Origin of the sequence: Methanotorris formicicus Mc-S-70 (genome assembly GCF_000243455.1) — an archaeon.
Lineage (GTDB): Archaea > AGJL01 > Methanococci > Methanococcales > Methanococcaceae > Methanotorris > Methanotorris formicicus.
In genome coordinates, this window is the sequence record NZ_AGJL01000007.1 from 11547 (window position 1) to 30957 (window position 19411).

The 19411-nt window shown below is 28.1% G+C and carries 18 protein-coding genes and 1 pseudogene; 17 read left to right on the plus strand and 2 right to left on the minus strand.

The genetic code is table 11. The annotated features are described in order from the left end of the window. The first annotated feature begins 101 nt into the window (after positions 1 to 101). The 15 genes and pseudogenes from METFODRAFT_RS01940 (at position 102) to METFODRAFT_RS11130 (ending at position 16233) form a co-directional block, all read left to right on the plus strand. Positions 102 to 3494 carry a PKD domain-containing protein gene (locus tag METFODRAFT_RS01940; protein WP_007043847.1) on the plus strand — a complete coding sequence of 1131 codons (3393 nt, stop codon included), beginning with the start codon at positions 102 to 104 and terminating at the stop codon, positions 3492 to 3494. A 170-nt stretch (positions 3495 to 3664) separates the two neighbouring features. Continuing rightward, positions 3665 to 5113: a hypothetical protein gene (locus METFODRAFT_RS01945; RefSeq protein ID WP_245528874.1), complete on the plus strand. Its 1449-nt coding sequence runs from the start codon at positions 3665 to 3667 to the stop codon at positions 5111 to 5113. A 150-nt stretch (positions 5114 to 5263) separates the two neighbouring features. Beyond that, a complete protein-coding gene (locus tag METFODRAFT_RS01950; protein ID WP_007043849.1) occupies positions 5264 to 5986 on the plus strand; it encodes a glycosyltransferase family 2 protein in 723 nt (240 codons plus the stop codon). Then, on the plus strand, positions 5986 to 7101 hold the full coding sequence (locus METFODRAFT_RS01955; RefSeq protein WP_007043850.1) for a glycosyltransferase family 4 protein: 1116 nt from the start codon (positions 5986 to 5988) through the stop codon (positions 7099 to 7101). Before METFODRAFT_RS01950 ends, METFODRAFT_RS01955 begins: the two co-directional genes overlap by 1 nt. After that, on the plus strand, positions 7094 to 7537 hold the full coding sequence (locus tag METFODRAFT_RS01960) for a nucleotidyltransferase domain-containing protein (RefSeq protein WP_007043851.1): 444 nt from the start codon (positions 7094 to 7096) through the stop codon (positions 7535 to 7537). The genes METFODRAFT_RS01955 and METFODRAFT_RS01960 overlap by 8 nt, the downstream gene beginning before the upstream one ends. Beyond that, entirely contained in the window at positions 7513 to 7953 is a 441-nt protein-coding gene (locus METFODRAFT_RS01965) for a HEPN domain-containing protein (protein ID WP_007043852.1), read from the plus strand. Before METFODRAFT_RS01960 ends, METFODRAFT_RS01965 begins: the two co-directional genes overlap by 25 nt. 66 nt (positions 7954 to 8019) lie before the next feature. Further along, positions 8020 to 8430 carry a hypothetical protein gene (locus METFODRAFT_RS01970; RefSeq protein ID WP_007043853.1) on the plus strand — a complete coding sequence of 137 codons (411 nt, stop codon included), beginning with the start codon at positions 8020 to 8022 and terminating at the stop codon, positions 8428 to 8430. Between the two features lie 13 nt (positions 8431 to 8443). Then, a complete protein-coding gene (locus METFODRAFT_RS01975) occupies positions 8444 to 8887 on the plus strand; it encodes a nucleotidyltransferase domain-containing protein (RefSeq protein WP_007043854.1) in 444 nt (147 codons plus the stop codon). Next, positions 8863 to 9315 carry a HEPN domain-containing protein gene (locus METFODRAFT_RS01980; protein ID WP_007043855.1) on the plus strand — a complete coding sequence of 151 codons (453 nt, stop codon included), beginning with the start codon at positions 8863 to 8865 and terminating at the stop codon, positions 9313 to 9315. The genes METFODRAFT_RS01975 and METFODRAFT_RS01980 overlap by 25 nt, the downstream gene beginning before the upstream one ends. A gap of 71 nt (positions 9316 to 9386) precedes the next feature. Then, positions 9387 to 9755, plus strand: a complete 369-nt coding sequence (locus METFODRAFT_RS01985) for a hypothetical protein (protein ID WP_007043856.1) — start codon at positions 9387 to 9389, stop codon at positions 9753 to 9755. 96 nt (positions 9756 to 9851) lie between these two features. Then, positions 9852 to 10132, plus strand: a pseudogene (locus tag METFODRAFT_RS01990) (nucleotidyltransferase family protein). A 34-nt stretch (positions 10133 to 10166) separates the two neighbouring features. Next, a complete protein-coding gene (locus METFODRAFT_RS01995; RefSeq protein ID WP_007043857.1) occupies positions 10167 to 11081 on the plus strand; it encodes a glycosyltransferase family 2 protein in 915 nt (304 codons plus the stop codon). A gap of 18 nt (positions 11082 to 11099) precedes the next feature. Beyond that, a complete protein-coding gene (locus METFODRAFT_RS02000) occupies positions 11100 to 12233 on the plus strand; it encodes a glycosyltransferase family 4 protein (protein ID WP_007043858.1) in 1134 nt (377 codons plus the stop codon). Beyond that, entirely contained in the window at positions 12224 to 12475 is a 252-nt protein-coding gene (locus tag METFODRAFT_RS02005; RefSeq protein WP_007043859.1) for a class I SAM-dependent methyltransferase, read from the plus strand. Before METFODRAFT_RS02000 ends, METFODRAFT_RS02005 begins: the two co-directional genes overlap by 10 nt. Positions 12476 to 12606: 131 nt before the next feature. Next, the gene (locus tag METFODRAFT_RS11130) at positions 12607 to 16233 is read left to right on the plus strand and encodes a carbohydrate binding domain-containing protein (protein WP_216698819.1); all 3627 of its coding nucleotides are present in this window, start codon (positions 12607 to 12609) and stop codon (positions 16231 to 16233) included. 26 nt (positions 16234 to 16259) lie between these two features. Here the strand turns inward: METFODRAFT_RS11130 and METFODRAFT_RS02015 are convergent, their stop codons facing one another. Next, complete coding sequence (locus tag METFODRAFT_RS02015; RefSeq protein ID WP_007043861.1) at positions 16260 to 16646, minus strand: DUF2283 domain-containing protein; 387 nt, start codon at positions 16644 to 16646, stop codon at positions 16260 to 16262. Next, positions 16633 to 16971, minus strand: coding sequence for a hypothetical protein (locus tag METFODRAFT_RS02020; RefSeq protein ID WP_052322762.1), 339 nt, complete (start codon positions 16969 to 16971; stop codon positions 16633 to 16635). Before METFODRAFT_RS02020 ends, METFODRAFT_RS02015 begins: the two co-directional genes overlap by 14 nt. Positions 16972 to 17215: 244 nt before the next feature. Here METFODRAFT_RS02020 and METFODRAFT_RS02025 point away from each other — a divergent pair, with 244 nt between their 5' ends. Further along, complete coding sequence (locus METFODRAFT_RS02025; protein WP_007043863.1) at positions 17216 to 18313, plus strand: ATP-binding protein; 1098 nt, start codon at positions 17216 to 17218, stop codon at positions 18311 to 18313. Further along, positions 18314 to 19405 carry an ATP-binding protein gene (locus METFODRAFT_RS02030; protein ID WP_007043864.1) on the plus strand — a complete coding sequence of 364 codons (1092 nt, stop codon included), beginning with the start codon at positions 18314 to 18316 and terminating at the stop codon, positions 19403 to 19405. Positions 19406 to 19411 lie beyond the last annotated feature (6 nt).

Consider the following 19411-nt stretch of genomic DNA (forward strand, 5'->3'; position numbering starts at 1 on the left):
ATACAAATTTTTTATAAAATAAATAATGTAATTTCTTAAGTTAATAACTATGATTGAAGTAATAACAAAAGTATGAATAATCTAACTGTATGGGGGATACTATGAAAACATTACCCATGATCTTATCCATATTGCTCGTTCTTGGAGTACTACCCTTAAGTTTTGCCTCAGATGAAAATGTGGCAATTGTTGTGTCAACTCCAGCAGATGCCATTGTTGCAGCACCTTATGCTAAAGCAATGGGATACTTACTTGTGTATACACCAACAGATGAGTTATCAGATAATGCGAAAAGAGAACTTGAAAGAAATAACATAAATAAAGTAATAATTGTTGGGGGACCTGTTGCAGTTAGTAACAATGTAGAAAATGAATTAAAATCTGATTTAAAATTAAAAATTGAAAGGATCTGGGGGGAGACAAGAGTAGAAACTTCTCAGAAAGTCTTTGAGACCTTAATTAAAGAGAAACCAGAAATAACAAAAAACATAGTAATTACAGAGGGATTCAACGAAAATGTATCTCCAGTAGCAGTAAGTTTTAATGCTCCTATTCTATACTATGCACCTGGTAAAGAGAACAAAACCATTGAAACATTGAAGTTGGTTAAAGATGCTGAAAATGTCATTATCATTGGAACCACAGTACCTCCAAAAGTTAAAGATATTGCATCAAGTATTGCAAAGAAAACCATTATAGCAACAGGTAAGGATGATACGGTTATAAAAACTGCCTTATCCTATGTCGCTAAAATAAATCCAAATGTTAAAAATGAAGAAGTAGCAGTTGTTTATTCTGAAATAGATAAAGATCCAATATTAGATGCAATTATGAACTTTGTTGAGGGAAGAGTTAATGCAATTGTGCCCCTTCCTGAAAAAAGTAGAGATACTATAGAAAAAATAATTGGTAAAATAGCAACATTTACCTCTAAAATATCAATCGCATGCGATGTTCCTAGTGTAAGTGATATTATATCAAGTATCGCCTCTAAAACAGATATAACAACAGTATCAACTGTAACACCAACATTTGCAAAATCAGTAACTACAAAATATAGACCACCAGTAGTAGTGGATAATAAACCAACAATAAACAAATTCGATATTTCAACCGATGGTTTGAAGACAGCATTCACTATAAATGTAAGTGATGATAACGGATTGAAAAAAATCGTATTAACATATGGTGATGGAACTAAATTTGAAAAAGAAATTTCAGGAACTTCATATAGTTTGAATATATCAAGAAATTACCTAATGCAAGGAGTATATACTGCAACTTTAACCGTATATGACAATAAAGATCAAGCAAATACAGCATCTAAATCTGTAAATTTAAGATACTTTGATATAACTCCAGAACATATATCAAAAACAATCCTTAGTGGAAATATAAATGAATCCATTCCAATAACAATTAAAAACTACCAAAATAAAACTATATCAATAAATGCTATATCTCCAACTGGCCTTAACGTATCAATAAATAATAATTCAATAAATACCACTGGTAGTGTAATATGCAGGATTATAAATACGTCAGCACTAACATCTGGAAAAGCATACCAAGCAAAAGTTGTATTTGCCTTAGATAAACATCCAGAAATAAATAAAACATTTGTACTAGACATTATAATTCCAAAAATAGAAAACAAAACCACAACATCAGGTAAAACTGTCTCATTACAGATTGTAAATACAACCGTTGCAGAAAATACAAGCATTGAAATAAACGATAACACTACAAATGCATTTATTGTAAATACAACAGTGGGCGACAAATCAATAGATATTATAATTCCAACAACGAACACTTCAGACACATCAACAATAGAAAATACAACCATTCATTTAGAAAATATTAAAGAGGTATTAGAAAGAGCTGAAAAAGTTAAAAACACATCAACATTAACAGAGGAAACTATAAGGCCAGTAGTTATTGCAAGTAAGGATGTAAATAACGTATCAGTGGATGTTAAAAACGTCACCATTGATGAAACTAAAAACGAGGCTACAATAAACACAGAAATAAGCTTTAATAAATCTACAAACGATACGTATGTTGTTGTGGCAATACCAGTCGGTAATAACTCAGTAAGTAAGGTATATAAAGAAGGTTTAGGTACCATTCCAGAATATGATGGAACAGGAACCCAAATAAATTACTTCAGATACGATGCAACTAATGGTATCTTGACATTATTCCTAAAAGATGACCCATTGGTAAGTATTACATTAAGTGTAAAGGTAGTAAATCAGCCACCTGTAATATCATACACATACATTGAAGATGGACTGAATGTGTTAATAAATGCCTCAGAATCTTACGACCCAGAAGGTAAAACTTTAACATTCAAATGGTTAGCACCAGGAAACCAGAGTGTTTCATACCTCGAGGATGGAAAAACAATAAACATAACCTACCCAAAAAGTGGAACTTATGATATCACATTGATTGTATCAGATGGGGTTTATGAAGTTTCATCAGTAATTACAGTTTCAGTAACACAGCCAGTTGCAGAAAAACCAGCAATAAAAGTCATAGCAAATGGAAAAACTATTGAATTTGCAGGGCAATCAGACAATACATTAACAATTTCAACACCGCACACAATTAAATTCCCAACAATAGACGCAACAGTAAATGTGGTAGATAAAGAAGATACTGAAAAAGGTGTAAGGATTTACTTCAAAGATAACGAAAGTGTTGAATCAATAATCAAAGCAATGAATGTCTTCAACAAAATTGCCTATGATGAAGAAGGGGTTAATATAACTTACTACAACCCAGAAATGAAAGGAAAAAACGTCTCATTAATAATAATACCAGATAGAAATGAGTTCAGAAATGCAATGAATAAATTATTAAATGGAGATGCAACGAAATTCTTTGAGTTATTGAACAATAGCTATGGAACAACAACTGTCGATAGTAATGGATATGCAAAATTCACAATAACAGCAAATTCATCACACAAGGATGATATTGTCTTAATCCTTGATAATGAAAGTTATATAGATAATACCTATGCAAAAATCCTTGCAGTTGGTGGATTTGAAGTAATGAAATACAATATGACATTGACATTCAATGGAACAGACGTGTTTAATACAACAACATACATTATATCATTAAACGACACACCATCAAATCCAGTAAGATATGGATTAGCAATGATAAATAAAAATGTAGGAATAACATTAGATGTAATTGGAACAAATCCAAACAATAACTTATTCAATGTCTCAGTAGTTGGGAATAATGGAAGCGAAATCGTTGTAGAAAACAATGATTTCATAACATTAAGTGCATCAAAAATAAATGATATAATAGGAACAATATTTACACCAGATACTGCGTCAGCAACATACAGTTCAATTATAACCAACAGCACAGTTTCATTAGACCTCAATAATGTATCAGACGCTTATGTGATAGGAATAGCCTATGATACAGTAGATAAAAAGATTGTTGCAGTAGAACAGCAATAAAACATACATTTTTTTCTTTTTTTATTATATTTTAGAAAGATATTTTTTTAAAAAAATTTAAAATAAAAAATTATAAATATATTTAGATTTTTATAATATGATAAATTCACACTTAATAAGGGGTGGTTTGTATTAAAAAAACATTATTTATGATTATTATTTTTGGATTTTTGATTTCTCCAATTTATGCAGTTTCAGATATTCAAATATCTCCTTCAAACCCAAAAGTTGGAGATACTGTAGTATTGACTGGAACTGCAAATCCAAACGAAGCTATAAATTGTCAGGCATGGTTTGAAGTAAATCCAATAATATCCCCACCATACTATGGATATCTTATGAATAGTGTTGAGATACCGAGCTCACCAAATAATTTTAAGGTTGTTGCTGAAAATGTAAATAAAGTATATGTGAGCGTAAAAATGGGTATATGGATTACAAAAAGTGCAACTGCAAATAGTGATGGTGTGGCAATAGTTTCCCAGTCAAATGTTCCTGTGGGAACTTACGATATAAAAATAGGGGGAACCATAAAAGACCCATCAAAACCTGTAAAACTAAAAATTATTGCTTCAACTACAATAAAGGCAGATGAAAATGGAAACTTCAAATATTCTTATAAAGCAAACAACATTCCAGAAGGAACTGTTGTTCATTTAAACATTGGAGGAGTTAGCAAAGATGTTCTAATTGAAGGGGACATACCAACACCTCCCGCAGAAGAAAATACACCAATAATTGAAGATAAAAACACAATGACTAATCAAACCGTTAATTTGGATAAAGAGCCACCAAAAATAACAATATTATCCCCATCAAAAAGAGACTATAATATATCAAAGGTATATTTTGATGTAATTGTTGAAGATGAATCTGGTTATATGGTAAAATTTTATTTGAATGGTAATAACTTGGACTATAATGAATCAAATAATCACTATACCGGAGTTCTTAATTTAAAAGAAGGAAAAAATACATTTGAAATAATTGCAAAAGATGAATACAATAACAAAAACAGAAAAATCCTATATCTTAACTACTACAAACCAAAAAATCAGAAAAATGAAAATACTGTAGATGATAAAAGTGCGGATATTGCTTCCAGTCAAAATAATACTTCTGAAAAAATAGTGAATAATAAAAAGATTATTCATATTCAAAACAATAATAACTCGAAACAGGAAAATATTGTTTATGGAACAATAATAAAGCATGTGGGAAATGCCACCTTAATAATATCCGATGGAACAAAAATTAGTGTAGTTGGAGACATACAAATAAAAGAAGTAGTCCTTCCAAATATAACATTAACCTACTACATAACTCCAGAAAATGCTGAGTTTAAACCCCCACTCACTTTAAAAGTTAAAATAAAACCTTCTCAAAACAAAGAAATAAAAGTTCTATATTACGACAACAAATTAAAATCCTGGAAAGCCCTATCTTACACGGTTGATGAAAAAAGTAACATAATAATAAAAATAAATAAATCAGGTTACTATGCAATTAAAGAAAATGAAATTAACGTTAACGAAAATAAAAAAGAACTTTTACATATACAAATTATTGGGTTTATAAAAGCAATTGTTAGCGTAGTAATAAATTTAATCAAGCCTTAATTCTCTAAATTACACTAAACAAGCAATACAATATAGAAAATTTTAAATAATTGAAGAATACTTTAAATTTTAAATCGTGAATGTTGTTATAATGTTGAAACTTCAATATAGTGGTAAATAAATTAAAATATCGCAAAATGTTGTGGGATTATGGTTGAGTTGTCTATTATTATGCCATGTTATAAAGGGGAGAAATTTATTGAAAATTCTATTGGAGAAGTTGAAAAAGTTGTTAGTGAATTTTGTAATGATTTTGAAGTTATTGTTGTAGTTGATGGATTTGTTGATAAAACTTATGAGATTGCTAAAAAGTTAGAGGAAGAGTTTGGTAATTTAAAAGTTGTTGGATATGAGAAAAATAGGGGGAAAGGTTATGCTATTAAATATGGTTTAAGATTTTGTGAGGGAGATTATATAGCTTTGTTGGATAGCGATTTGGATTATCATCCCAAGGCTTTGAAGTGGTTTCTTGGAAAAATTAAAAATGATAATGTTGATGTTGTTATTGGAAATAGAAGGGATAAAAATAGCGTATTTGAGTATTCACTACTTAGAAAATTTTTGAGTTATTGTTTTAATGCTTATGTGAATTTGATGTTTCCAGAGTTAAAACTTAGGGACACTCAGGCAGGTATTAAAATGTTTAAGCATGATGTGATAGAAGATTTATTCAACAATAATTATAAATCAATAAATGGATATGCTTTTGATATATGCATTTTAGTTTTGGCAAGAAGAAAAGGATATGAAATAGGCTATGCCCCTTGTATATTCAAGCAGAAATTTACAGGAATTGGTTCAGGAGTTGGATTGATAAAAACGATTTATAAAATGGGTAGTGATGTTATTAAGTTGAAAATGAGGTTGAAATAATGAAAATTTTAATGATGTCATGGAAATGTATAAAACATCCATGGAGGGGAGGGGCTGAATTCGTTACTTATGAATATTTAAAAAGATTGTCTGAAAAAGGTCATGAATGTGTTTGGTTTACCCCAAAGTTTAAGGGATGTTTAGAGAAAGAAAATATTGATGGAATAGAAATTATTAGGGATTTTAATATTTATACTATAAATTTTAATGCATGGAGAAAATATTTTTCTGAATTTAAAGGGAAGTTTGATGTTGTTATTGACCAAGTTAATGGTATTCCGTTTTTTACACCGTTATATATAAAAGAACCAAAAATACTCTTTATACATCATTATGAAGGGGTTGTTTGGGACTATGAAATGCCATTCCCTCTAAACAAGATAGGTAAGTTTGCAGAGAGGAATTTTTTAAGATTATATAAAAACATCCCAACAATTTGCGTCTCCCCCTCAACAAAAAAAGATTTGATTAACTTAGGATTTAAAGAAGAAAATGTCCATGTTATTTATAATGGATGCGATGTTAAACCATTAGAAAAAATTGATTTTGAAGAAAAAGAAGAAAGTACTATTTGTTTTGTTTCAAGATTAACACCAATGAAAAGAGTTGAGCATGCAATTAAAGCAGTTTATTATGTTAAAAAAGAAATTCCAGATGTAAAGTTATGGATTTTGGGAAGTCCAAAGAAAGAAAGTTATTTATATAAATTAAAAAATTTGGTTAATAAGTTAGGGTTAGAAAAAAATGTTAAATTCTTTGGCTTTGTCCCTTTTGAAAAGAGAAATGAGATAATTAAAAAAAGTCAAATCTTAGTAGTAACTTCCGTTAAAGAAGGGTGGGGTTTGAATGTTATTGAAGCTAATGCTCTTGGTGTGCCTGTTATTGGTTATAGGGTTTCAGGGTTGGTAGATTCTATTAAGGATGGTTATAATGGTTTATTAGTAGAGGATGGAAATATTGAAGAGTTATCCAAGACCTTAATTAAAATTTTAAAAGATGATGATTTAAGGAAAAAGTTAAGTAAAAATGCTGTTGAATGGGCTAAGCAATTTAGTTGGGATAAAAGTGCTGAAGAATTTGAAAGAGTTTTGGAGATGGTGATAAATAATGAATGAAAAAATGTTAAATAAAATCTTAAATGAATCCCTACAAAAATGCAAGGAAAAATTTGATGATGATTTAATATCAATAATTTTATTTGGTTCTTATGCAAGGGGAACTGCTACAAAATACTCTGATGTTGATTTATTAGTTATTGCTAATAACTTACCAAAAAGAAGAATTGATAGGTATAAAATTATAAAAGACATTGACTTAGAGATTCTCAAAAAATATCACATAACCATATCTCCAATCTTAATTAAACCAGAGGAGTTATCAACTAAATCAATAAATCCATTAATTTATGGTATTTTAACTGGCTATAAAGTTATTTATGACAAAAACAATTTCTGGAAAAATTATATTGAAAAAATAAAGCCAATTATAAAAAAAGAAGGGGCTATTTATGTTGAGAGGGATAAAGAATGGAACATAGCAGAGTTAATTTAAGCAAATACTTTTTATCTATGGCAGAGGAAGATTTAGAAATTGCCAAGGTTTTGTTAAAGACAGAACACTATGCTGGCTCTGTCTTTCACTCTCAACAGTGTATTGAAAAATCCATTAAATCTGTCTTAATTTTATTTGGGGTTTTTATAAAAACACACTATGTCTCAAATCTACTGGTAAGAAATTTGGATAAGTTTGATGAATATTGGAAAGAGAGATTTGATAGTTTGTTACCAATAATAAGGGAATTGGAAAGGCATTGGGCTTTGCCTCGCTATCCTGAACCAATGGGGGAGGAGGTGTGGAATCCATTGGATAATTATACCAAAGAAGATGCAGAAGAATGTATTAAAAATGCAGAGGAAGTTTTAAAAGTTGTTAATGGCTTTTTAAAAGAAAAATATGGTTTAGGGTAAAAGAGTATAAAAACTTCAAAATAGATAAATAACGAATGATAAAACCATATATTGTTTGGTGGAATTATGGCTATTGCCTATGCTAAGTTATATGAGTTAATATATAAAAATGTTAAAGATGATAAGAAGGCGGAAGAAATTTATAGGGCGGTTGAAGAATTTATTAAAGAAAATGAGCAGAGGATTGAACAAAAATTTAAGAATGAGAAGGTAATTATAAAAAATGAGTTAAAGGATGAGTTAAGGAGTGAATTGGCAACAAAAGAAGATGTTTTATTAACTAAAACAGAACTTAAAAAAGAGATTGATTTAGTTAGGGAAGAAATGAAGGCAATGGAAGAGAGATTAGATAGGAAGATTGATATATTAGATAAAAAAATTGAGTTGGTTAGGAGGGATATGATAATAATAGCATTAATTATAATTTTGGCAATGTATGCTCCAGAGATTATTGGTAAATTGCTGTTGTTTAAATAAATGGTGATAACTAATGGATAAAGAAAAATTAAATAAAATCTTAAATGAATTTTTAGAAAAATGCAAGGAAAAATTTGGTGATGATTTAATCTCAATAATTTTATTTGGTTCTTATGCGAGAGGAAGTGCTACAAAATACTCTGATGTTGATTTATTAGTTATTGCTAATAACTTACCAAAAAGAAGAATTGATAGGTATAAAGTTTTAAGGAATGAGATATTACATTTTATTTTTAAATATGGAGTTAATATTTCTCCAATATTGATTGAACCAAGAGATTTGTCACCCAAAGATATAAATCCATTAATTTATGGTATTTTAACTGGCTATAAAATAATTTATGATAAAAACAACTTCTGGAGAAATTATATTGAGAAGATAAAGCCAATTATTAAAAGGACCAAACCAGTATTTATTGATGGGGATAAGGAATGGGAGATAGCGAGTTTAATATAAAATATGCTAAATTGTTTATAAAAAGAGCTGAAGAGGACTTAGAGGTTGCAAATGTCTTATTGAAAACAAATCATTATCCTGATTCCATTTATCACTCTCAACAATGTGCTGAAAAGGCAGTAAAATCAATTTTGATTTTAAATAATGTTATTGTTAGGAGACATATTGTTTCAGGAATATTTAGAGATGTTATATATAGAATAGATATTGAGGAGTCATGGAAAGAGAAATTACTTTATTTAATACCTAAAATTGAGAGTTTAGAAGAACACTGGGTTATGCCAAGATATCCAGAACCATATTTTGGTGAATTTTGGAATCCATTAGATGAATATACTAAAGAAGATGCAGAAGAATGTATTAAAAATGCAGAGGAAGTTTTAAAAGTTGTTAAGGGCTTTTTAAAAGAAAAATATGGTTTAGAGTAAAAGAGTATAAAAACTTCAAAATAGATAAATAACCAAATGAGAAAAATATATTTCGTTTGTTTGGTGAAATTATGGCTATTGCTTATGCTAAATTGTATGAGTTGATTCTTAAAAAAGTTAAGGATGAGAAGGAGGCAGAAGAATTATATAAGATAGTGGAAGAGTTTATAAAGGAAAATGAGCAGAGGATTGAACAAAAATTTAAGAATGAGAAGGTAATTATAAAAAATGAGTTAAAGGATGAGTTAAGGAGTGAATTGGCAACAAAAGAAGATGTTTTATTAGCAGAAGAGCGTCTAAGGGGGGAAATGAAAGCATTAGAGGAAAGGTTAGAAAAAAAGATTGAGTTAGTTAGAAGGGATGTGATTATAATAGCCCTAATTATAATTTTAGCAATGTATACTCCTGAAATAATTGGAAAGTTGCTGTTGTTTAAATAAATGGTGATAACTAATGAATGAAAAAATGTTAAACAAAATTTTAAATGACTTTTCTTAAAAATATATAAAAGAAAACTCCAAATTGGTGATGATATAATGAATATCAACGAAATTAAAAGAAAAATCACCCCAATTTTGTTAAAACATGGTGTTAAAAGAGCATCAATATTTGGTTCTTATGTTAGGGGGGAACAAAAAAGACATCAGATATTGATATTTTAGTTGAATTTGGGGAAGGGAAAAGTTTATTAGATTTGGTTAGATTAAAATATGAACTTGAAGAGATTTTGGGAAAAAAGGTTGATTTATTAACCTACAACTCAATCCACCCACTTTTAAAAGATAGGATATTAAATGAGGCGGTGGATATATTTTGAAGTGTCTGAAAGAGTTTGGGGATGGTGATATATAATGGATAAAAATCCACTGGTTTCCGTAGTAATTCCAACACATAATAGAAAAAAACATGTTGAACGGTTAATAAATTCAATTTTAGAAAATATTTATAAAAACATTGAAATGATTGTAGTAGATGATGCTTCAACTGATGGAACTTATGAATATCTCAAAGAAAAATTTGGTAGTTTAACTAATTTCAAAATTGTAAGAAATAATAAAAATCTGTTGTTAGCAGGCAGTAGAAATAAAGGTATAAGTTTATCAAAAGGCGAATTGATTTTTTTAATTGATGATGATAATGTATTGGATAAGAATTGTATCGAAAATTTAGTAAAAGTTATCACTTCGGATAATAAAATAGGAATGGTTGGACCCATAATGTATTATTGGAAAGATAAAAAAAGAATTTGGTGGGCAGGAACAAAAAGAAATATGATAACCAGTAGAACTTATTTTATTGGTAGAGATTTACCTTTACCAAATGAAGAAATATGGGAAACAGATGATTTTCCTAATGCTTTTATGGTAAAACGGGAGGTGATAGAAGAAGTTGGAGTATTTGACGAAAAAATATTTGCAATTCAGTATGATGAGGCAGATTTTGGAATTAGAGTGAGGCAAAATGGATATAAATGTTTAGTTGTTAAAAATGCTATTATTTATCATGATATGTCTCTTCCAGAAGAAATGGATAAAGATAGGCAATTCCATGTGTATGATGAAAAAAGAGCATATTATATGGGAAGAAATAGAATTATTTTTCATAAAAAATATTCTAAATGGTGGCAGTTCTTGATTTTTATTTTGGTATTTAACTGGTTAGTAATGGGGTATTATTTAAAAGTTATATTGTCTGAATCTAAAAAACCATTTAAAGAGAGGCTAAAAATAGCAAAGGCATATATAAAAGGGATATTTGCAATATAAGATTAGTAGGTGTTAAATATGGAAATAATGTTTATTTTTCCTACTAGTTTAAGAACTTTTGGGGGGGTTAGTAATTGGGCCAAAGAAATTTTACCAAGACTCCACGAAAAAGAAATTGATATCAGAGTATTTGCTTCGTCTTTTACAGATTTTTCTCCAAATTTAACAAATGAAACAATTGAGACCCTAAGTAAAGAAGGCATATTTTATAAAGAATTGCCAATCATAGAAACTCTCAAAAAGTTTTATATTGTGCCATTTAAAGGTAATTCCTTGTTAAAAATTAAAACATTTGCTAAAAAAGCTGATGTAGTTTACACTCAGAATATTTTTTTAGGGCAGGATGTTCAATTATTAAAAATAAAAAAAGATATTGAAAGACCTTTTATTATTGGATATCATACACACATTTACAACGGAAAAATATTACATGATTTAATTACAAAATTATGGCTATTAAGACGTTGGAAAAGCTTTTCAGCCCATCATGTGTTGACATTAGAACAACAAAAATTTTTGTTATCACATGGTTATAAAAATGTGCGTTGTATTCCTAATGGGGTAAATACCAGACAATATTTACCAGGAAAGATGTCTGAAAAGAATGAAAATTATGCTGTTCTATTCATTGGCAAACTTTGCAATCTCAAGGGAGTAGACATTATATTAGAGTGTGCCAAGGACATCTATAAAAAATATGGTAATGAGATAAAGTTCGTATTTGCTGGAGATGGTCCATTAAAAAATAAAGTTATAGAATATTCAAAAAGATACAGTAATATTGAATATAAGGGGTTTGTTTATGGAAAAAATAAATTAGAATTATACAAAACTGCCCATACATTTGTTTTACCTTCAAAGGCTGAAGGTTTGCCGTTAGTGATATTAGAAGCAATGGCTTCAGGTTTATATGTGATATCTTCTTCTGATTATGGGATAATTCCATCTGGTAATATAGTTGACGACAAAATTAAAACAAAAAAATATTATTTATATCAGGCTATAATAAAAAGTTACTCTTTGTGGGAATCTTCAGAATTTAAATTTAATAAAATCTGTAAGAACAATAGAACTGTGGCTGAAGAATTTGATTGGGATAATATTGTTAAAAAATTTGTAAGTTTTTTAAAAGAGGTGAGTTTATGGTATTAGAGAGGATGGATGCCTTAAAAGAAAGTGAAAATTTGGTAGAAAAAGAAATGCATATTAGTAGATATAAATATGCCGCTAATATCATAAATTCTCATATTTATCATAACAATTATAAAAAATCATTATCTAACTCAAAATATAAAGTTTTAGATATTGCTTGTGGCTTGGGATATGGATCATATCTCCTAAATAAATTAACCGGAGCTTCTGTCGTGGGTGTGGACATAGATAAAAAGAGGTAAAAAAACACATATTTAAGAGGTGTCTAAATATGAACAAATGGAGCAATATTATTTTTTATTTGGTTATTTTTATTTTTATAATATTTTTTAATTATAAATTGTTACCCGGTATTACAGAAAATGGTGCGTTATTGGTTATTCCTGAAAATGCTCCATTATATTTAGATAATTATTTAAAATCAACGATAGGTCCTGGATTTTACAGTTGGAATATGTTTTTATCGACTCCAATGTGGGGTTTAGAATTTCTTTCATTTAGATTTTTCTTCTGGATAATTGGTATATTACTAAATTTGAATGTTACTCAGATTGTAATTTTGGAAAGATTGCTATTCCAATTTTTTTCATTTTTGGGCGTATTTATTCTTCTAAGGTATTACTTAACAGAAATTATGAAAAATAAAAATATAAAAATTGTTTATTTATCATCATTTATTGCAGGTTTGTTTTATAGCATGAACCCTTCTTTTTGGGTAGGTGATAGCTTTTGGATTGGAATACAATTTTCATTTACAACACTTCCATGGATAATTTGGAGTTTTAGCAAAGTCGTTCTAAATAAAAATTGGAAATATCTTATAATTTGTGCATTGCTTATGGCGACAAATACTGATGAACATTTTCTTTGGGCAGGATTTCCAATAATTTTACTTTTATATGCCTGGTTTATTTTTTTAGTTAAAATATTAAAAGAAAAAAAAATTGATATTTATACTATTTTAAGCCCGTTTTTAATTATCCTAATTTTTATATTGCTTAATATACATAAACTAATTATAAAACCTAATAATTTTTCATCCTACACATATGCTTTAACTAAAGAAGGACTAGATATATGTTGGATGCAAGCAACCATACTTAACATGTTAAGAGCAATGTCACACATGAGTCTCCCAAACCAATACTTCATCAAGAGTTTTTTGTTTAATTTCTTGAATTCACTAATGCCTATAACTTTGATAATTCCAGGTATGGCATTTTTATCATTAATATATTACAAAAAGAAAAGGAATTGGATTATACTATTTTATAGTATTTTGTTGATTTTATCCATATTGCCATTTTTCGTTGGAAGTCCTTTTAAATGGATCCATTATTGGATCTTCTTTAATTTGCCAATAGGTCCAGCTTTTAGAACATGGAGAATCTCTGATGCATATATAGCTTTATCATTAAGTGTATTAACAGCATTTTCCCTATATCACATACTTGAAAAATTATATAAAAAAAGAAAATATATTATTTCTATTGTAATTTCAACAATTCTTTTCGTATTTTGTGTTTATTCCTGGCCTCTACTAACTGGTGACGTAAATGGACTTCTGTCATTAGTCAAAGTTCCTAATGAATATTTTGAAACCTATAGTTTTCTATCAAATCAGCTAGAGAATTTTAGGGTTATATATATCCCAGAGTTTACTTACTCTTATGGTCGGGAAACGAATCTAAAACCGTTTTGGAGTTCTAAATGTGGGATGATTCAGGAATTTTTGACTTTTTCTTCACCTAAACCAACATTTTGGCCAAATTTGCATTGGAGTCAATATTATGAATTCACATTATCTCCATATTACCACTCTTTATTAACAACAGGAGATACAAACACATTATCACATTTCTTAGGATGGGTCAATATCAAATATGTTGTGGTTCATAACGACATACCCACAATAGAGAAGAAAATTACAAAATGTATACAGTCGTTAAATAATTCGACAAATTTTAAACTAACATTCCATGATAATTTCATATATGTCTTTGAAAATAAACTTGCTAAAGGGGAAATATATGCTCCATCTAAGTTAATATTGGTAGATGGAGGATATAGAGCAGTTAAAAAGTTTTACAACTCAATCTTAAATGATTTAGATACTTATGGCTTCATATTTATAGATCAAAAGACTTCACCAGAATTGATAAAAGGAACTCAGATCATACTAACTGACAAATCCAAAGATCAGCTAATGAATGATTTAGCATTTGTAGAAATCCTACAAAAATTTTCAAATTATGTAATATATCCATACAATTATGTAATTGAGCACAAACCCAAAAGTAAATGGTCAAGAGTATCTTTCTTGGATGCAGAAAATCAAATATGGCATCCTTATGTTAATTGGAAAAATTATGCATGGGATTTCGATTATATGAAAGGTGCTGTACTTACAATTAACTCCAATGATAAATTTACAATCCCAATTAAGGTTGAAAACACTAATAACTACATCCTTTTAGTGAGATGTCTTGTAAGTAATAATGGTGGGGAAATCAAAGTAGATGTAGGAAATTCGTCATTTAAAGTAGAAACATTAGGAGACTACAATGGATTTCTCTGGAAAAAGATTAATTTAGGTAAATTAAATAGAGGTGAATATAATATAGCTTTTAAAAATGTCAAAGGACTTAATGCTATCAATTTGCTTGTTCTAATCCCAGAAGATGAATACTACAAAACTAAAAAAGAAATTGAAAAACTCTTACAAAATAAAACAATAATAATTTATATCTTTGAAGGAGAATATGACTTATACAGACATAATGCAAAAATAGAAAAACTTCCAGATGCAAGTAATGGGCAAGTTATAAACTTCATAAAAGATGGAAAAGCATGGCAAGAATTAGAAATAATTAAAGCGGGAACTTATAGACTAGCATTAAAAGGAAAAGAGAAATTCAAAATCAATATTGGAAATAAATCATTCATACTTAACTTAAATTCTACAAACTTCACATATTCGCCAATATTTAATCTTAGTAAAGGAAATTATGTACTAGAAATAACTCCAGTATTGACAAATAACAATAACTTAGTTAAAAATCCATCATTTGAAATTGGAGCTATTAAGTTCTGGAATTGGAAAACTAAAAAATTTAATGTAGAATTAGACAATACAACATCCTATAAAGGATATTATAGTTTAAGAGTATCAACTACCACAACGACCAAATCTTGGAGTTGGATAAGAAGTGAACCAATAGATGTTAAACCAAATAAAAAATATCTAATTATAACTCACATGAAAATATACAATGCAAATGCAAGTCATATTCCAATAGAGGGATATGTTGAAAATAAAAAACAATGGAAACAATTAGTCCAAATACCTTGTGGAGCGGTAGGAACTGGAACTTATGATTGGAGAGAATTCAGCTACATTCTCAAAATACCTGAAAATGTTACAAAGATAAGAGTAGTTTTAAACGCTGGCTGGGGTTTCAATAAAAGTAAAGGTGAAGCTGTAACTTGGTTCGACGATATAGAAATTATACCACTTGATAAAGCTCCAAAACTTGATGTTATCTGGCTCTATTCAACCAAAAACAACGAAACTATAGACCAACTCTTCCAAGTTAAAGAAAAACCAGCAGAAATAATAAACTACACCAAAATCAACCCAACTCTATGGGAAGTTCAAGTAAATGCAACAAAACCTTTCATGTTGTCATTTGCAGAATCCTACAACCCACTATGGGAAGCAAGAATTTACAAAGATGGAAAACTAATACAAAAAGTTTCCCCAGTTCCATTATATGGGGTGATAAATGGTTTCTACATAAATGAAACAGGAGACCTAAAAATAATCATTAGATATAAACCACAAGACTGGTTTGAGATTGGTTTAGCAATCTCAGGAATAACTTTCTTATTATGTGTCACTTATCTAATCTATGATTGGAGAAGGGAAAAAGGAGATAAATGGGTAATCAATTTAAATAAAAAACTAAATAACTTATTATCAAAAATTAAATTAACATAAATTTTTATTATAATAATGTTTTATCATTAGCACTCTACACAAACAACGCCAGAAGGTAAGGAAATATCATTCAAACCTTTTGCAGTTGTGAATCTTTCTATTTCTTTATTTCTTTTTAAAACGCTAATGGTTATTTTTAATTTAATGACATCAGGAGTTATTTCAATTTCAGCAATTAATTTTTTAATATGTTTTAAATCATATTTATTTAACTTAAATTTTTTTGAGGCGTCAAGTATCTCAATACCTTTTATAATTCCATTTTCTCCAATATCTAAAATAATATCATCTAAATCAATAGATTCAACATATTTTATATCCTTTGCATAAACATAAAGGGCATCAGTTTCAGCATCATAATCTAAACCTGCCTCCCCTTTAATCTCTTTATTATTTAATTTAACTTTTTTCATCACGTCTCACCCTTCTTTTTGAGGACTGCTTAAAACAAGTAATTAAACTAATTTTGTTAGGGTTTTCAGATTTAATACCTATTATTACAATTAAATCGTATCTTTCATTAATTTCATATATTAATTTAAATTTTGCTCTATCTTGTTTTATTATGCCTACAACCTCCTTTTTTAAAATAAAATCATTGATAATATCCAATTCTGGAATCCTCTCATTATGTTGCGATATAAAATGTTCAGTTTTAATTAAGTTATCTCCATCAATATTTTTTAGCATGTTTATAACATCTTCAATAGTATAATCTTTATCATCATCCAACAACACTTCATCACCTTTATAACCATATATCCCCATATATATTTAAGTTTGTTAAAACTCCAATTTCCATCAAATATGCAAATGTATTATGTTGATTAGATATTATATAATTTACTAAAGATACATCATTAAACAATCCATTATGTTGCATCAAACTTTAAAATGTAAATATGCATATTAAAAAGGAAAAGGAAACAACAACTTATTATCAAGAATTAAATTAACATAATATATTATTTTGGGTGAAAAAATGAAGTTTTTTAATAGAGAAAAAGAGATTAAAGAAATTCTATCAATTATTGAATCCGAACCAAATCTAATTTATTTTATCTATGGATCTATAAACTCTGGAAAGACTGCCCTAATTAGTGAGATAATTAACAATAGGTTGAACAAAAATAAGTATGTTGTCTTCTATATAAATTTAAGAGGAATATTTATTTCAGGATATAATGATTTTATAGAAGTCTTATTTGAAGAGTATGAGGAATCATTTATTGATAGGATTAAAAGATTATTATTATCTTTAATAAAAGACTCTCCAGATGTTGTTAAGAGTTTTTTAATAACCAAAATATCTGGTGGGGTTTTAGATAGCATTCCAATACCTAAAAACACATTAAGGGAGATATTAAAGAATAAAGAAGTTAAAAATGTATTTAGGTATATAACCAATGTTTTAATGGAGATTAAAAAAGATGGAAAGCAACCAATTTTAATAATAGATGAATTACAAAAAATAGGAGATATGAAAATAAACGGGTTTTTAATATACGAGTTGTTTAACTACTTTATTAATTTAACGAAAGAGTTGCATTTATGCCATGTTTTTTGTTTGAGTTCAGATAGCTTATTTATAGAGCAGGTTTATAATGAGGCAATGTTAGATGGTAGAGCTAAGTATTTATTAGTGGATGATTTTAATAAAGAAACTGCCTTAAAATTTATTGACTTTCTATCTGAAGAAATTTTAAATAAAAAACTCTCCGATAATGAGAAAGAGTTAATTTATTCTTATGTTGGAGGAAAACCAATTGATATAATTTATATAATTCAAAAACTTAAAAATAAGGACTTAAAGGAAATTTTAGATGAAATGCTCAGAGATGAAATTCAAAAGTTAAAGTATTTCTTAGAAGATGTTAAAGAAGAGAATGAAGAGTTTTATAATAAAGTTGTTGATGCATTAAAGATATTTAAAGAAACTTATGAAGTTGAGGATATAAGAATACCTAAAAAAGTTAGGGAATTTTTAGTCAAGAAAAATATTTTATTCTTAAATCCACAAAAGGGAACTTTAAAATCTCAAAGCTATTTAGTTTGGAATGCTATTAAAAAGGTGATTTAAATGAAATTTTTCAACAGAGAGAAAGAGATTAATGAGATTTTAAATATTTTAAATAGAGAACCTGATGATATTTATTTTATCTACGGCTCTATAAATTCAGGAAAGACAACCTTAATAAAACATATTATAGAAAATAAACTAAACGACAATTATAAAATCTTTTACATCAACTTCAGAACTTATTTAATCTCAGAGAAAAGAGAGTTTATTGAAGCCATCTTCACGACAAAAAAAGATGATTTCTTTGAAAAAATAAAGGATAAATCAGAGGTTTTAAAGTTAATAACCAAAGGAGCTAAGATTTTAACCGGCATTCCAATTCCTGAGATTGAATTTGATAAACTATTTGAGGAGAAGATAAACGATGCCTTTCAATACTTAAATAGTTTATTATTAGTTGTTAAAAATAGCGGAAAACAGCCAATTTTAATATTTGATGAACTCCAGATGATTAAAGATGTTGTTTTAAATGGACAAAAATATTTATTAAAAGAATTATTCCAATTCTTAGTCTCATTAACTAAAGAACAACATCTATGCCATGTTTTTTGCTTAAGTTCTGATAGTTTATTTATTGAATATGTTTATAACACAGGAGAGTTAAAAGACAGGGCTGATTATATTTTAGTAGATGACTTTGATAAACAAACAGCGATAAGGTTCATGGATTTTTTAGCTAAAGAAAATAATATTAAACTCTCTGATGATGATAAGGAATTAATCTATAGCTATGTTGGTGGGAAGCCAAAACTTATTGTTAAAGTTATGAATAAATTAGATACCATAAGTTTAAATGAGATTTTAAATTCGATGTTAAAAGATGAAATCTCAAAATTAGATATGCTATTGGAAATTTTGGATTACTCAAAACCAAAAATAGAGATTGGAGATGAAATTATAGAGATTAAAAAAGAGGACATTACAAATGCATTAAAATTATTTAAAAACAATTATGAAATTTCTAAAAAAGAAATTCCAACTCCAGTTTATATCTATTTAATTAAAGAAAATATTTTGTTTTTAAATCCAATTGAAGGAACTTTAAAGCCACAAAGCTATTTGGTTTGGAATGCAATAAAGAAGATTTTATAAAGAAAT

Bases quoted from the DNA above. Each gene is read 5' to 3' on its own strand.
- METFODRAFT_RS01940 (WP_007043847.1), top strand. From the start codon at position 102: ATGAAAACATTACCCATGATCTTATCCATATTGCTCGTTCTTGGAGTA.
- METFODRAFT_RS01950 (WP_007043849.1), top strand. From the start codon at position 5,264: ATGGTTGAGTTGTCTATTATTATGCCATGTTATAAAGGGGAGAAATTT.
- METFODRAFT_RS01955 (WP_007043850.1), top strand. From the start codon at position 5,986: ATGAAAATTTTAATGATGTCATGGAAATGTATAAAACATCCATGGAGG.
- METFODRAFT_RS01960 (WP_007043851.1), top strand. From the start codon at position 7,094: ATGAATGAAAAAATGTTAAATAAAATCTTAAATGAATCCCTACAAAAA.
- METFODRAFT_RS01965 (WP_007043852.1), top strand. From the start codon at position 7,513: ATGGAACATAGCAGAGTTAATTTAAGCAAATACTTTTTATCTATGGCA.
- METFODRAFT_RS01970 (WP_007043853.1), top strand. From the start codon at position 8,020: ATGGCTATTGCCTATGCTAAGTTATATGAGTTAATATATAAAAATGTT.
- METFODRAFT_RS01975 (WP_007043854.1), top strand. From the start codon at position 8,444: ATGGATAAAGAAAAATTAAATAAAATCTTAAATGAATTTTTAGAAAAA.
- METFODRAFT_RS01980 (WP_007043855.1), top strand. From the start codon at position 8,863: ATGGGAGATAGCGAGTTTAATATAAAATATGCTAAATTGTTTATAAAA.
- METFODRAFT_RS01985 (WP_007043856.1), top strand. From the start codon at position 9,387: ATGGCTATTGCTTATGCTAAATTGTATGAGTTGATTCTTAAAAAAGTT.
- METFODRAFT_RS01995 (WP_007043857.1), top strand. From the start codon at position 10,167: ATGGATAAAAATCCACTGGTTTCCGTAGTAATTCCAACACATAATAGA.
- METFODRAFT_RS02000 (WP_007043858.1), top strand. From the start codon at position 11,100: ATGGAAATAATGTTTATTTTTCCTACTAGTTTAAGAACTTTTGGGGGG.
- METFODRAFT_RS02005 (WP_007043859.1), top strand. From the start codon at position 12,224: ATGGTATTAGAGAGGATGGATGCCTTAAAAGAAAGTGAAAATTTGGTA.
- METFODRAFT_RS02015 (WP_007043861.1), bottom strand. From the start codon at position 16,646: ATGAAAAAAGTTAAATTAAATAATAAAGAGATTAAAGGGGAGGCAGGT.
- METFODRAFT_RS02025 (WP_007043863.1), top strand. From the start codon at position 17,216: ATGAAGTTTTTTAATAGAGAAAAAGAGATTAAAGAAATTCTATCAATT.
- METFODRAFT_RS02030 (WP_007043864.1), top strand. From the start codon at position 18,314: ATGAAATTTTTCAACAGAGAGAAAGAGATTAATGAGATTTTAAATATT.